The sequence below is a fragment of the Saccharopolyspora thermophila genome, assembly GCF_014646075.1.
In the GTDB taxonomy this organism is placed as follows: Bacteria; Actinomycetota; Actinomycetes; order Mycobacteriales; family Pseudonocardiaceae; genus Saccharopolyspora; species Saccharopolyspora thermophila.
Window position 1 is genome coordinate 25,576 of record NZ_BMMT01000024.1, and the last position, 13,333, is coordinate 38,908.

The window sequence follows — 13,333 nt, forward strand, 5'->3', positions numbered from 1 at the left end:
CTTGAGGTGCGCCGATCAGGCGACGGCGATGTCCACGGCGTGCACGCCCGGGCCGGACGTCGTGACGCCCGCCTCGCCCGTGCCCTCGCGGTGCAGGGCCCGGACCGTCCACGTGCCCGGGGCCGCGTAGAACCGGAAGTCACCTTCCGGCGAGGACACGACCTCCGCGGTGAACTCGCCGGAGGAGTCCAGCAGGCGGACGAAAGCGCCGCCGACCGGCTGGTCCCCAGCCCGCACCTTGCCCGTCACCACGACCTGGTCGGTGTGCTCGGCGACCGCCACCGACGACTGCTGCGGTGCTCCGCATCCACTCATGCTTGTACTCCCACCTTCGTTTCCGGGTCTTCTCGCCTTCGCAGCGGCGCAGCCGCCTGGCCCACCTCACGCCACGGGCATCCGGTGCGCGAGGTGAGCCCGGAGGCGGTTGTCAGTTCTTGGCTTCTTCGGCCGGGTTCTCGATCGGCACGCCGACCAGCGAGCCGTACTCGGTCCACGACCCGTCGTAGTTCTTGACGTTGGTGTGGCCGAGCAGCTCACGCAGGACGAACCAGGTGTGCGAGGAGCGCTCGCCGATGCGGCAGTAGGCGATGGTCTCCTTGGAGGTGTCCAGCCCGGCCTCGGCGTAGATCTCCCGCAGCTCGTCGTCCGACTTGAAGGTGCCGTCCTCGTTGGCCGCCTTGCTCCACGGCACGTTGATCGCGGTCGGGATGTGCCCGGCGCGCTGCGCCGACTCCTGCGGCAGGTGCGCCGGGGCCAGCAGCTTGCCCGCGAACTCGTCGGGCGAGCGGACGTCGACCAGGTTCTTGTTGCCGATCGCGTCGACGACCTCGTCGCGGAACGCACGGATCGAGGTGTCCGGCTCCTGCGCCTTGTAGGTGGTCGCGGGCCGGTTCGGCTCCTCCTTGGTCAGCTCGCGGCCGTCGAGCTCCCACTTCTTGCGGCCGCCGTCGAGCAGCTTGACGTCAGCGTGCCCGTACAGCTTGAAGTACCAGTAGGCGTACGCGGCGAACCAGTTGTTGTTGCCGCCGTACAGGATCACCGTGTCGTCGTTGCTGATGCCCTTGGCGGACAGCAGCTTCTCGAAGCCCTCCCGGTTGACGAAGTCACGGCGGACGTGGTCCTGCAGCTCGTTCTTCCAGTCCAGCTTGATGGCCCCGGGAATGTGGCCGCCGTCGTAGGCGGTGGTGTCCTCGTCCACCTCGGCGAACACCACGCCCGGGGTGTTCAGGTTCTGCTCGGCCCATTCGGTGGAGACCAGGACCTCTGCGCGGCTCATCGAGCGACTCCTTCGTTGGTTTCTCGGTGTTTGAAGAGGATGTCTGAAGTGGACGCACCGGCGGACGCCACGCGCCGGAGCAGCAGGTACATCTGGCAGCCGAGGCAGTAGCCGAACACCGCGTTGAGCAGCGCCGCCACCAGTGCGAACGCGTTCGCCACGATGCCCACGGTGGTCCACTCGGCGGCGTATCCGACGGTCGCCACCAGCGCGAACACGAACCCGACGCCCTGGGAGAAGCGGACCGGGGCGGGGTCCTCGCGGTCGGCCGGGTCAACCGGCGCGAGCCGCGGCTGCACGGCCCGCCTGTATACGTACCCCCATGGATTGAGCCGCAACCCGACGAACGCGCACATCCCGAACAGCACCGTCTGGGCGGCCAGCACGCGCCAGCTGGAGGTGACCAGGCCGAGGGCCAGGATCACGCTGGTGAACGCCGCGGTGAAGCGGACACCACGGGGGTCGAGCGTTGCGGCGGACATGCGGGGCCTCCTGACTGTGGACGTCGATTGCCGAGTCCGTCAGACGGTGGGACGCGCACCCTCGTGGCCGGCTGGGGCCGTGCGATGAGGTGCAGGACGCGTACTACCGCCCGGTCAGTGCCCGCAACACAGGCTGCTGCCCACGCGGCACAGATCGACCGCGCGCCTTCGGGTCAGCAGTACATGCACGGCTCGGAGGTTACCGGTTGGACCGATCGGCGGGAAGTTCGTTCACTGGGTGAGACGTGTGTCGCGCACCTCTGGGTCACAGGTGGGGTTGGAGGGCGACCGCGAGCTCGTCGCGGCGCGGGACGCCGCGGACGCGGAACAGCTCCCGCCCGGTGCGGTCCAGGATGAGCGTGGTCGGCGTGGTGTGCACCCGCAACGGGGTGGACCATTCGGGGTGGTCGGTGAGGTCCACCTCCACGTGCCGCAGGCCCGCGGTGCGCTGCGCCAGGTCGGACAGCAGGATGCGGGTGTGGCGGCACGGGGCGCAGAACGTGGTGGACAGCTGCAGCAGCGTCACCTTCGCGTCCGGCGCGTCGGCGAGTTGCGCGCGCAGCTCCTCGGGTAACTGGTCGTGCACGATCTCCTCGCTGGTCGTCGCGCGCACCCGGCCCTGCCGCGCCCGCCACACCAGGCCGAAGCCGACGGCCACGGCGACGGCGACCAGCAGCGCCCAGGTCCCGGCGTTCACCCCGTGGTCACCCCGTTCCCGCTGATGGTGACGTTGTCCGCGGTGCCCTCGATGACCAGCGCGCCGCGCTCGGCGCGCACCGCGGTCGGCTGCAGCTGGAACGGCAGCGCCCCGGGATCGAGGGTGGTGCTGAACTGCCTGAGCACCGACTGCTCGAAGATCTCCGGCAGCTCGATGGGGCCCAGCGCGCTGTTGTTCAGGTCGAGCTTGCGGGGCTCGATCTGCATCGTGTCGCCCACCAGCGACAGCACCGCGATGACCCGCACCTTGTTGTCCGATCCGGCGATGTTCACGGTGCCGTCGAGCTGCACCACGGCCTTCGTGTCGTCGGTGCCGGCGGCCAGCTGCTCGTCGGCCGGGCTGATGTTGCCGTCCTCGTCGGCCAGCGCGTCCTTGAGCGCCGGGTTGATCGTCAGATCCTGGATACCGATGATCCGGGCGATGTCGGAGGCGCGCAGCTTCACCCGGCCGGTGAGCTGGTCGACGGTGATGCGGTCCGCGGTCCCGGCCAGCACCTCGGCGGTGGACACCCGCGCGTGGTGCAGGTCGGCCTCGATGCCGAGCTCGTTGAACTGGGCGACGTGCACCGCGTTGGCCGCCACCTGGACATCGCGGTAGTCACCGGCCACGGCCTGGGTGAGGAACGGGAAGCCGTTGATCCGCACGTCGGGGGTTTCCCGGAGCTGCAGCTGCGCCGCCATCCGCTTGGCCACCTGGTACTCGGCGAACGCGGCGGCGCCGAAGTCGGCGGCGACCAGCAGACCGATGAGGATCACGAGGGCGATGGCGAGCTTCTTCACCGAGCGGTCCAATCGGGGTCGGGGCTGGGGTGACGTGCGGCCACCACGACCGAGTGAACCCACTGTATCGGCCGCCCACCCGGCGAGGCGGTTGCGTCGCGCTCTCGGCGTGCCCGTGCCCGCCTGTCGAATCAGGACCTCGGGGCAGTTGGCCTGCCCGAGTGTGCACGTTGGGTGAAGTCTTGATCATGCCTTGTAGAATGCGGCGCCACTGTTCGGCAGGATCACCTGTCGGCATGCGGGATTCCTGCGGCCGGGCAAGGGCCGACTCGCACAACGGGAAGCCGCGCCACGGCGTGAACTCCGCTGCTTTCCGTAGTGCTCCTAGTTGTGGAGATCGATGTGTTCCACCTTTCCAGGGCGACCGGTGCGACCGCGCTGATCTGCGCGGCGGTCATGGCGCTGCTGACCGGTTGCGACGAGGGTCCGAATGCCGGCCTGGACTCGCTGGACAGCTCGGAGACCGAATCGAACCTGTTCACCGGCACCCAGAAGATCGAGGTGAACGGCAAGTCGGTGAACGTCTCCTGCACCGGGAACCCGGTCGAGGACAAGCCGGCGATCATGCTGCTGCTCGGGTTCGGCGACGGGCTGGAGGCGATGGGCGACCTGCAGAAGTCGCTGAGCGCGCACAACCGGGTCTGCTCCTACGACCGGCTGGGCGAAGGCGCCAGCGACCAGCCGGACGCCCCGCAGGACTTCGCCAGCAACGGGCAGATCCTGACCGCGGTGCTCGACAAGGCGATGGGCGAGCACCCGGTCGTGCTCGCCGGGCACTCCATGGGCGGGCTGCTCGCGGCCCGGTACGCCCCCGACCACCAGGACCGGGTCGTGGGCTTGGTGCTGCTGGACGCCACCGGGCCGACGGCGATCGCCGACACCCTGGCGCTGCTGCCCGAGGGCGACATCGGCCCGGCAGCGGCCGTGCGCGAGCAGATGATCGCGATGCGCGAGGGCGCCAACCCGGAGCAGCTGCGGGTCCAGGACGGCGAGGTTCGCGCAGCCGGGGACATCCCGGTGCAGGTGGTCCAGCACGGCAGGCAGGACCTCGCGGCCATCCCGCAGTACGGGCCGGACCTGGAGCGGATCTGGGCCGAGGGCCAGCGGAAGTGGCTCGCGTTGTCCTCCCGCAGCACCCTGGTCACGGCTACCAGGAGTGGCCACTACATCTACCGCGACGAGCCGGACCTCGCGATCCAGGCCATCGAGCGCGTCACCACGCAGGCTGCCGAGGAGATGTAGTCCTGCCCCAGCGAACCGGGTGGGTGGCCGAGGCGGCTGCCCACCGCCGGGCCCTTGGCTTCCGACTTGCTGGAAGCTGGGTGTCGCCCCCGTGATCACCCGGTAAAGGTCGCTGGGACGGGTATCGCCTGGTCGCTGGGGTGTTGGCTGGTCAGCGGGTCGGGACCGCTTCGCGGTCCGTCTGGTCGGCGGTCTCCAGCTCCGCCTCCAGCGGGGACACCGCGCTCTTCGGGCGGACGAACTTGTAGCCCACGTTGCGGACCGTGCCGATCATCGAGTCGTGCTCCGGGCCGAGCTTCGCGCGCAGCCGCCGCACGTGCACGTCCACCGTCCGGGTGCCGCCGAAGAAGTCGTAGCCCCACACCTCCTGCAGCAGCTGGGCGCGGGTGAACACGCGGCCCGCGTGCTGCGCGAGGAACTTCAGCAGCTCGAACTCCTTGTAGGTGAGCTCCAGCGCCCGCCCCTTGAGCCGCGCGGTGTAGGTGGCCTCCTCGATCACCAGGTCACCAATGCTCAGCGAACCGTCGCCGGAGGTACTGCCGCGGCGGGAGAGCAGCAGCCGCAGGCGGGCGTCGATCTCCGCCGGACCGGTGGTCGGCAGCAGGATCTCGTCGACCCCCCACTCGGCGCTGACGGTGACCAGGCCGCCCTCGTTGACCAGCGCCACCACCGGGACATCCCCGGACGAGGACAGCAGCCGGCACAGGTCCCGGGCTCCGGCCAGGTCGGTGCGAGCGTCGACCAGGACCACGTCGTGCGCACCGGCGGAGAGAGCGGCGCCGGGGTCGGCGGGCACCGTGCGGACCCGGTGCGGCAGCAGGGCCAGCGCGGGCAGCACGGCCTCACAGTCGGATTCACTGGTCAACAGCAGCAGCTCGGAGCTCATGGAGGGGCCTCCGTCCCAAGGCGAGAACAACCGACGCGGGAGAGCAGCCATCCGCAACCGGCGGATGACGCGGCGTCGTTGCCTGTGGATGGCAAGGAGAATAACCGACAAGCGGCGGAAAAACCCAGGTCCAACCGGCGGGCGTCACAATTGTGAAAGTTTCGCGAACCCTTGTTTCGAACAGGTGTCACGCCCACCCGGTCGCGCTCACCGCCACCGACGGTACCCGCTGCGCGGACGGCGTTGCCGCCAGCGCTGTCCTGGAAAGCCAAACCCGGTGGCGCTGCGATGCGGAGCCGTGACCACCCACTTCAGGCGCATGTGCAACGTTCACCTGGTGCGGTGGCGCCACCACCAGAAGGCTGTGCCGGCCGCGAAGCAGGCCACGCCCGTCGCCACCGCCGTCCACGGCAGCGAGAACGCGAGCACCACGCAGCCCACGAGCCCCACCACCGGAAGGGCCTGGGGGAACCAGCGCTGCGAACGTGGCAGCGTGAAAGCCGAGGCGTTGGCGATCGCGTAGTACACCAGCACACCGAAGGACGAGAACCCGATCGCTGCGCGCAGGTCGGTGACCAGCACCAGCAGCACCACCGCCGCGGTGATCACCAGCTCCGCCCGGTGCGGCGTGCCGAACCGCGGGTGCACCGCCGCCAACCCCGCGGGCAGGTCCCGCTCCCGCGCCATCGCCAACGTCGTCCGCCCCACTCCCGCGAGCAGCGCCAACAGGGCCCCGAGCGCGGCGACCCCGGCTCCCGTGACCGCCACCGGCGACAGCTGCGGCCACTGGCCCGACCGCAGCGCATCCACCAGCGGAGCGGGTGACGCGGCGAGTCCCGCCGACCCCAGCGCCGCCAGCAGCGACACCCCGACCACCAGGTACAGGCACACCACGAGGCCCAACGCGATCGGGATCGCCCGCGGGATCGTGCGCCGCGGGTCGCGCACCTCCTCCCCGAGCGTGGCGATGCGGGCGTAGCCCGCGAACGCGAAGAACAGCAGCCCGGCGGACTGCAGGACGCCCAGCGGCGCCGGGGCCGAGACCGCCGGGACGGCCGGGGCGCCGCCGAACCAGATCGCCGTGAGCACCACCGCGAGCGCGGCGAGGGTGATCCCGAGCAGGATGCGGGCGAGTTTCGCGGTGCGGGTCACGCCGGCGTAGTTGACGGCGCCGAGGACCGCGGCGAACGCCGCGGCGGCGAGCTCCCGGTGCCCGGGCACGAGGTAGGCGGCGGCGGTCAGCGCCATCGCCGCGCAGGACGCCGTCTTGCCGATCACGAACCCCCACCCGGCGAGGTAGCCCCAGAACGGGCTGAGCCGTTCGCGGCCGTAGACGTAGGTGCCGCCCGCCGCCGGGTACCGCGCGGCGAGGACCGCGGAGCTGCTCGCGTTGCAGAAGGCGACGATCGCGGCGACCAGCAGGCCGATCAGCAGGGCCGGGCCCGCGGCCGCGGCTGCCGGGGCGAAGACGCTGAACAGTCCGGCGCCGATCATGGAGCTGAGACCGATCACGACGGCGTCGGTGGTGCCCAGCCGCCGGTGGAGTGGAGGCACGCGATGTTCCTAGCGCCGCACCCGGGTCCGGGGCAAGGAACGTGGGTAACGTCGAGGGCGTGCAGCTGACGTGGCGGAACGGATTGGACAGCAGCGAGGCGGCCGAGGTGATGGGCCTGCTCGACAAGACCGCGCAGGCCGACGGGGTGGCCCCGGTCGGGGAACACGTGATCCTGCGGCTCAAGGCGCACCGGGACGTGATCCACCAGATCGAGCCGGTGCAGGCCGACGTGCGCTCCGAGCACTTCGTGGTGCGCGACACCGGCGGCGTGCTGATCGGGTACGCGCACCTGGACACCGAGCACGAGAAGGCGACCGGGCAGCTGGTCGCCGAGTTGGCCGTGCACCCCGACCACCGTCGCAGGGGTGCCGGGACGCGCCTGGTGGAGGCACTGCTGGAACGCGCCGAGTTGTCCCTGGAGCCCGCGCCCGATCTGGGCCGGCTGCGGATCTGGTCGCACGGCGAGCACCCGGGCGCGCTGCGGTTGGCCGAGCGCTACGGGTTCAGCCGACCGCGGGAGCTGTGGCGGATGGGCCGGGACCTCACCGAACCGGCGTTGCCGGTGGTGGAGTTGCCGGAGGAGGTGCGTATCCGCACGTTCCGGGTGGGCCGGGACGAGGCGGCGGTGGTGGACGTCAACCGCCGGGCGTTCGCCTGGCACCCGGAGCAGGGCGGCATGACCGAGCAGGACCTGCGCATCAAGGAGCGCGAGGAGTGGTTCGACGCCGCCGGTTTCTTTCTCGCCGTGGATGCGCACGATCGGCTGCTCGGCTTCCACTGGACGAAGGTGCACCCCGACGGGATGGGAGAGGTGTACGTGGTCGGCGTCGACCCCTCGGCGCAGGGCGGCGGCCTGGGGAGGTCACTGACAGTGTCCGGTCTACGACACCTGCGCAACACTGGGTGCCGTCGGGTGATGCTCTACGTCGAGGCTGACAACGCTCCGGCCATCAAGGTCTACCAGCGTTTGGGGTTCGAGAAATGGGATACGGATGTGCAATTCGGTCGTTGATCGATCGTTGCCGTCAGTTACCAGCTAAGCGTTGGTGATCCTTCCGGTTTCCCTCGAAGGAGTGTGGCCCTGCTTACTTAGCGTGCTTTGTTCACCTTCCGTTCACTTCAATGGCGAAGAGAGTCCACCCCGACTCCCTAACGTCCGGTTCCGAGCGGCACCGACGCGCGGGCCCGCGCCTGCTTGGCCGCGCAACCGCAGGTGTTTCCGAGTGGAGGAACCAAGTGAAGATCAAGCGGCACAGCGCCGCGTTCGCCGTCCTCACCGCCGGCGCGCTCGTGCTCGCCGGCTGCGGTACCGATCAGAACGTCCCGCAGGGCGGTGGCAACCCCGCCCTCGACAACCTGCAGGTCGAGTGCGGCACCAAGCCGGTTTCCGGTGAGGGTTCCTCGGCGCAGAAGAACGCCGTCGACGTCTTCGCCCGCGACTACGGCCTCAAGTGCCAGGGCCAGACCGTCAACTACACCAAGTCGGGTTCCGGCAAGGGCGTGGCGGCCTTCACCGCCGCCCAGGTCGACTTCGGCGGTTCCGACTCGCCGCTGAGCGAGGAGAAGGGCGAGGTCGCCAGGGCCGCCGAGCGTTGCCAGGGCAACCCGGCCTGGAACATCCCGATGGTGTTCGGCCCGGTCGCCATCGCCTACAACCTGCCCGGCATCACCGACCTGACCCTCAACGCCGACGTGGTCAGCAAGATCTACCAGGGCCAGATCAGGAAGTGGGACGACCCGGCGATCAGGGCGCTGAACCCGAACGCGCAGCTGCCGGCCACCGACATCGTGCCGTTCTTCCGCTCGGACGAGTCGGGCACCACCGAGAACTTCCAGAAGTACCTGACCACCGCCACCGGCGGGGCCTGGGCTGGCAAGGGCAAGACCTTCCAGGGCGGGCCCGGCGTCGGCCAGGGCCGCGACGGCAGCGACCAGGTCGCCCAGTCCGTCAAGGCCACCCAGGGCGGCATCACCTACGTCGAGTGGTCCTTCGCCAAGAACCTCGGCCTGGGCATCGCCAAGATCGACAGCGGGGCCGGCCCGGTGGAGCTGACCACCGCCAACGTCGGCAAGGCCATCGAGGCCGCCCAGGTCGACGGCCAGGGCCACGACCTGCGGGTCAACCTCGAGTCGATCTACGGCAACAAGTCGGCGGGCGTCTACCCGATCGTCCTGAACACCTACGAGATCGTCTGCTCGAAGGGCTACGACCCGGAGACCACCAAGGCCGTGAAGGCGTTCCTGACGGTGGCCGCCAACGCCGACCCCCAGCAGCTCGAGAAGGCCGGCTACGTGCCGCTGCCGGATGCCTTCAAGGGCAAGGTTCTCGCGGCCGTCAACGCCATCTCGTGAGTAACCCGGGTCGCACTTGACCAGGGCGAACAGCGGGTCGAACACACGAAGTGAGAGGCTGCACGAAGCAGTGACCGACTCGACGAGAGCCGATCTGCGCCCCGCGGACACCCATGCCGGTGCGCCGCGGGGCGCTTCGGCGCCCAGTTCCGGACCGGAGGCTGCCATTTCCGCTCCTGACACGTCCGCGGGCAAAACCTTCCGCATCGGCGACCGGGTGTTCTCCGCGATCGCGACCGCCTCCGGCGCCTTCGTCGTGGCGCTCATCGCCGCGATCGGGATCTTCCTGCTGATCCGCGCGATCCCGGCGCTGCAGGTCAACCAGGTGAACTTCCTGTTCAGCCGGGCGTGGGACACCCGGGACCCGAACAACATGAGTTTCGGGATCCTCGATCTGGCCTGGATCACCGTGGCCAGCTCGGTGGTCGCGCTGATCATCGCGATGCCGCTGTCCTGCGGCATTGCGCTGTTCCTGACGCGCTACGCCCCGCGCAGCCTGGCGCGCCCGTTCGCCTACCTCGTCGACCTGCTGGCCGCGGTCCCCTCGGTGGTCTACGGCCTGTGGGGCTTCCTGGTGCTGGGCCCGGTGCTGCGGCCGGTCGCGCTGTGGCTGAACGAGAACCTCGGCTGGATCCCGCTGTTCGCCCAGGGCAACGTGCAGCCGCTGGGGTCGGGAACGGACGTGTTCACCGCGGGCATCGTGCTCGCCGTGATGATCATCCCGACGATCACCGGGGTGACCCGCGAGGTCTTCTCCCGCACCCCCACCGCCCAGATCGAGGGCGCCCTGGCGCTCGGCGCCACGCAGTGGGAGGTCGTGCGCACCACGGTGTGGCCGTTCGGCCGCAACGGCTTCATCGGGGGCTCGATGCTGGGGCTGGGTCGGGCCCTCGGCGAGACCATGGCGCTGACGATCATCCTGAGCATGGTCAATGCGCCGCCGAACTACAGCATCTTCGACGCCGGCGCCACCTTCGCCTCCAAGATCGCGCTCGGTGCCGCCGAGTTCAACAACAACCTGCAGGTGGGCGCCTACATCTCGGCCGGGCTGGTGCTGTTCATCATCACCTTCGCCGTCAACGCGATCGCCCGGTGGATCGAGAACGCCAGCGGTAGGGGGAAAGCATGAGGACCGACACCGCTGACGTGGAGCAGCCGGCCACGCCACCGGCGTTCCAGCGGATCAGCGCCGCCCGCAAGATCAAGAACAACCTGGCGACCACGCTGTTCGCCGCGGCGTTCGTGGTCGCTGTCGTGCCGCTGCTGTGGGTGCTGTGGACGCTGCTGGAGCGCGGCCTGCGGCCGGTGCTCAGCAGCACCTGGTGGACGCACTCGTTCAACGGCCTGCTGCCCACCGACTTCGGCGGCGGCATCTACCACGCGCTCGCCGGTACCCTTCTCGAAGGGCTGGTGTGCCTGGTCATCTCGGTGCCGCTGGGCATCATGGTCGGCATCTACCTGGTGGAGTACGGGCGCCAGTCGCGGTTGGCGCGGGTCGCCACGTTCATGGTGGACATCCTCAGCGGTCTGCCGTCGATCGTGGCGGGCCTGTTCATCTACGCGCTGTGGATCACCACGTTCGGTTTCACCCGCAGCGGCATCGCGGTGGCGTTCGCGCTGCTGCTGCTGATGCTCCCGGTGGTCGTCCGGGTCACCGAGACGATGCTGCTGATCGTGCCGGACGAGCTGCGTGAGGCGTCCTACGCACTCGGCCTGCCGAAATGGAAGACGATCGTCCGGATCGTGCTGCCGACGGCCCTGTCGGGCATCGTCACCGGCGTCATGCTCGGTCTGGCCCGCGTGCTGGGCGAGACGGCTCCGCTGCTGATCCTGGTGGGCTACTCGAGCTCCATCAACTTCAACCTGTTCGACGGGGAGATGGCGTCGCTGCCGCTGACGATCTACATGGAGCGCAGCACCGCGACCGAGGCCGGTGACTACCGGATGTGGGGGGCCGCGCTGACCCTCGTGCTGGTCATCATGCTGATCAACGTCGTCGCGTCGCTGCTGTCCAAGCTTTTCGCGATCAAGACCAAATAGGGCGGTACCGAACTCATGGCCAAGCGTCTCGACATCAAGGACCTGAACCTGTACTACGGCAGGTTCCACGCCGTGCAGGACGTGACCCTGCAGGTTCCGGCTCGCAGCGTCACCGCCTTCATTGGCCCGTCCGGTTGTGGCAAGTCGACCGTGCTGCGTTCGCTGAACCGGATGCACGAGGTCATCCCGGGCGCCCGGGTCGACGGCAAGGTGCTGCTGGACGGCGAGGACATCTACGCCAGCGACGTGGACCCGGTCCAGGTGCGCCGCACCATCGGCATGGTGTTCCAGCGGCCGAACCCGTTCCCGACGATGTCGATCCGGGACAACGTGGTGGCCGGGCTGAAGCTGGCGGGCGAGAAGAACAAGAGCAAGCTCGACGAGATCGCCGAGCAGGCCCTGCGTGGCGCGAACCTCTGGGACGAGGTCAAGGACCGGCTCGGCAAGCCGGGCGGCGGCCTGTCCGGTGGTCAGCAGCAGCGCCTGTGCATCGCGCGGGCGATCGCGGTGCGCCCGGACGTGCTGCTGATGGACGAGCCGTGCTCGGCGTTGGACCCGATCTCGACCCTGGCGATCGAGGACCTGATCTCGCAGCTCAAGCAGGACTACACGATCGTCATCGTCACCCACAACATGCAGCAGGCGGCGCGGGTCAGCGACCAGACGGCGTTTTTCAACCTGCGTGCGGTGGGCGAGCCGGGCCAGTTGGTGGAGATCGACGAGACGGGCAAGATCTTCTCCAACCCGAGCCAGAAGGCGACGGAGGACTACATCTCCGGCCGCTTCGGCTGATCCCGTCGAGCAGTGGTCAGGGGGCACCCTTCACGAAGTTGGCGAAGGGTGCCCCTGAGCTGTTCAGCGACGGAACCGGTCACCCTTCACGGCGGCGATGAACGCCTGCCACTGCGCGGGAGTGGTGGTGAAGTACCCACCGTCCCGGTCCTTGGTGTCACGAACCGCGGCCCCACCGGATAACCCACCGACCTCGACGCAGTTGCCGTTGGGGTGGCTGTAGCTGGAGGTCCGCCAGCCCGTCACGCGCCCGACCTCGACGCAGTTGGTTTGGTTGCCGCTGTAGCTGGACTTACGCCATCCGACAGGTTTCATTGTGACGACTCCATCTCGTCGTGGACTTGTGCGATCAGTTTCGCCGAGGCTGCAGGACTGAGTGAAACACTGAGAATGCGATCGATGGCACCGCGATACGCCTGAACATCGTCAGCGTCAGGGACGAAGGCCCCGGAGCTGTAGTGCTCGAAGTGCACGACGGAAGGCGAGTCCGGAAAGTCGTAGAGCACGAACGGTCCCACCAGGCCAGGGTGCCAGCCTATACGTGGTGGAACCACGCGGATCGTCACGTTGTCCCGTGAACCGAGTTCCAGCAGGTATTGGAGTTGCTCACGCATCGTTTCGGTAGTGCCGATGTTGTCCCGAAGAGCGTCCTCGCCGATCAAGGCCAAGAAGTGCACCGGATTCTTGCGAACTACGACCTCACGACGAGCGATTCGCAGCATGACGCGGGATTCGACTTCATGAGCAGGTAGACCACCAGCGATCGAGACCGCACGAGCGTAGTAGGTCGACTGCAACAGTCCGGGAATGATCGCTGGCGCCCACTCGACGATCGAGGACGCCGAGCGTTCGCACTCGACCGCTCCGGCGAGCTGGTGCGGGATACCCGGCATGCCGACTGTCAGCCAGTTCGGTTCGCTGGCGTGACGGGCGAGTTCCACCAACCGCTGCTTCTCCTTGCCGGTCACTCCGGCAGCGGTCAGCAGCGACGCGACATCTTCCGGCGTTGGTACGCGGCGACCGGTTTCCCAGTGCGACACCGTTCCATGGCTCAGGCCCAGGCGTCTGCTCAGCTCGCGTCCGCTCACACCTGAGTGTTCCCGAACAGCGCGGATCGCCGCGGCAAGTCCGCCACGGCCACGGCCCTCGACGAGATTTCCCGCCTGTTGCGCGAGAAGAGCCCGAACCGGATCAAAGCGGAGAGGACCACC

At 68.9% G+C, this 13,333-nt stretch carries 16 protein-coding genes; 6 read left to right on the top strand and 10 right to left on the bottom strand.

The features are described 5' to 3' along the window. Nucleotides 1–15: 15 nt before the first annotated feature. From IEY17_RS23720 to IEY17_RS23740, 6 genes are all read right to left on the bottom strand, one after another. Entirely contained in the window at nt 16–315 is a 300-nt protein-coding gene (locus IEY17_RS23720; RefSeq protein WP_188991466.1) for a DUF1416 domain-containing protein, read from the bottom strand. 112 nt (nt 316–427) lie between these two features. Further along, on the bottom strand, nt 428–1,276 hold the full coding sequence (locus IEY17_RS23725) for a sulfurtransferase (RefSeq protein WP_188991468.1): 849 nt from the start codon (nt 1,274–1,276) through the stop codon (nt 428–430). Then, nucleotides 1,273–1,758 carry a DUF4395 domain-containing protein gene (locus tag IEY17_RS23730; protein WP_188991470.1) on the bottom strand — a complete coding sequence of 162 codons (486 nt, stop codon included), beginning with the start codon at nt 1,756–1,758 and terminating at the stop codon, nt 1,273–1,275. The genes IEY17_RS23725 and IEY17_RS23730 overlap by 4 nt, the downstream gene beginning before the upstream one ends. A 114-nt stretch (nt 1,759–1,872) precedes the next feature. Continuing rightward, nucleotides 1,873–1,947 carry a putative leader peptide gene (locus tag IEY17_RS26160; RefSeq protein ID WP_350945149.1) on the bottom strand — a complete coding sequence of 25 codons (75 nt, stop codon included), beginning with the start codon at nt 1,945–1,947 and terminating at the stop codon, nt 1,873–1,875. A 76-nt stretch (nt 1,948–2,023) separates the two neighbouring features. Then, nucleotides 2,024–2,455: a TlpA family protein disulfide reductase gene (locus IEY17_RS23735; RefSeq protein ID WP_188991472.1), complete on the bottom strand. Its 432-nt coding sequence runs from the start codon at nt 2,453–2,455 to the stop codon at nt 2,024–2,026. Beyond that, nucleotides 2,452–3,255 (bottom strand): LmeA family phospholipid-binding protein, encoded by an 804-nt coding sequence (locus tag IEY17_RS23740; RefSeq protein WP_188991474.1) that lies wholly within the window; start codon nt 3,253–3,255, stop codon nt 2,452–2,454. Before IEY17_RS23740 ends, IEY17_RS23735 begins: the two co-directional genes overlap by 4 nt. A 342-nt stretch (nt 3,256–3,597) precedes the next feature. Between IEY17_RS23740 and IEY17_RS23745 the strand changes: the two genes are divergently transcribed. Then, a complete protein-coding gene (locus tag IEY17_RS23745) occupies nt 3,598–4,497 on the top strand; it encodes an alpha/beta fold hydrolase (RefSeq protein ID WP_229680546.1) in 900 nt (299 codons plus the stop codon). A gap of 151 nt (nt 4,498–4,648) precedes the next feature. Here IEY17_RS23745 and IEY17_RS23750 read toward each other — a convergent pair whose 3' ends face one another. Together IEY17_RS23750 and IEY17_RS23755 are read right to left on the bottom strand one after the other, a co-directional pair. Further along, nucleotides 4,649–5,383, bottom strand: a complete 735-nt coding sequence (locus tag IEY17_RS23750) for a winged helix-turn-helix transcriptional regulator (RefSeq protein ID WP_188991476.1) — start codon at nt 5,381–5,383, stop codon at nt 4,649–4,651. A 330-nt stretch (nt 5,384–5,713) separates the two neighbouring features. Beyond that, the gene (locus IEY17_RS23755; RefSeq protein ID WP_188991478.1) at nt 5,714–6,937 is read right to left on the bottom strand and encodes an APC family permease; all 1,224 of its coding nucleotides are present in this window, start codon (nt 6,935–6,937) and stop codon (nt 5,714–5,716) included. A gap of 59 nt (nt 6,938–6,996) precedes the next feature. Between IEY17_RS23755 and mshD the strand changes: the two genes are divergently transcribed. The 5 genes from mshD (at nt 6,997) to pstB (ending at nt 12,122) form a co-directional block, all read left to right on the top strand. Beyond that, nucleotides 6,997–7,950, top strand: a complete 954-nt coding sequence (gene mshD / locus IEY17_RS23760) for a mycothiol synthase (protein WP_373289924.1) — start codon at nt 6,997–6,999, stop codon at nt 7,948–7,950. Between the two features lie 224 nt (nt 7,951–8,174). Next, entirely contained in the window at nt 8,175–9,290 is a 1,116-nt protein-coding gene (gene pstS, locus IEY17_RS23765; RefSeq protein ID WP_188991481.1) for a phosphate ABC transporter substrate-binding protein PstS, read from the top strand. A gap of 217 nt (nt 9,291–9,507) precedes the next feature. Then, nucleotides 9,508–10,419: a phosphate ABC transporter permease subunit PstC gene (pstC, locus tag IEY17_RS23770; protein ID WP_373289925.1), complete on the top strand. Its 912-nt coding sequence runs from the start codon at nt 9,508–9,510 to the stop codon at nt 10,417–10,419. Then, nucleotides 10,416–11,330, top strand: coding sequence for a phosphate ABC transporter permease PstA (pstA, locus tag IEY17_RS23775; RefSeq protein WP_188991485.1), 915 nt, complete (start codon nt 10,416–10,418; stop codon nt 11,328–11,330). The genes pstC and pstA overlap by 4 nt, the downstream gene beginning before the upstream one ends. Nucleotides 11,331–11,345: 15 nt before the next feature. Then, entirely contained in the window at nt 11,346–12,122 is a 777-nt protein-coding gene (pstB, locus tag IEY17_RS23780; protein WP_188991487.1) for a phosphate ABC transporter ATP-binding protein PstB, read from the top strand. A 63-nt stretch (nt 12,123–12,185) separates the two neighbouring features. On the opposite strand, the gene IEY17_RS23785 is transcribed toward pstB, so the two are convergent. Together IEY17_RS23785 and IEY17_RS23790 are read right to left on the bottom strand one after the other, a co-directional pair. After that, nucleotides 12,186–12,437 (bottom strand): DUF397 domain-containing protein, encoded by a 252-nt coding sequence (locus IEY17_RS23785; RefSeq protein WP_188991489.1) that lies wholly within the window; start codon nt 12,435–12,437, stop codon nt 12,186–12,188. Next, complete coding sequence (locus IEY17_RS23790; RefSeq protein WP_188991522.1) at nt 12,434–13,237, bottom strand: helix-turn-helix domain-containing protein; 804 nt, start codon at nt 13,235–13,237, stop codon at nt 12,434–12,436. Before IEY17_RS23790 ends, IEY17_RS23785 begins: the two co-directional genes overlap by 4 nt. Nucleotides 13,238–13,333: the final 96 nt, after the last annotated feature.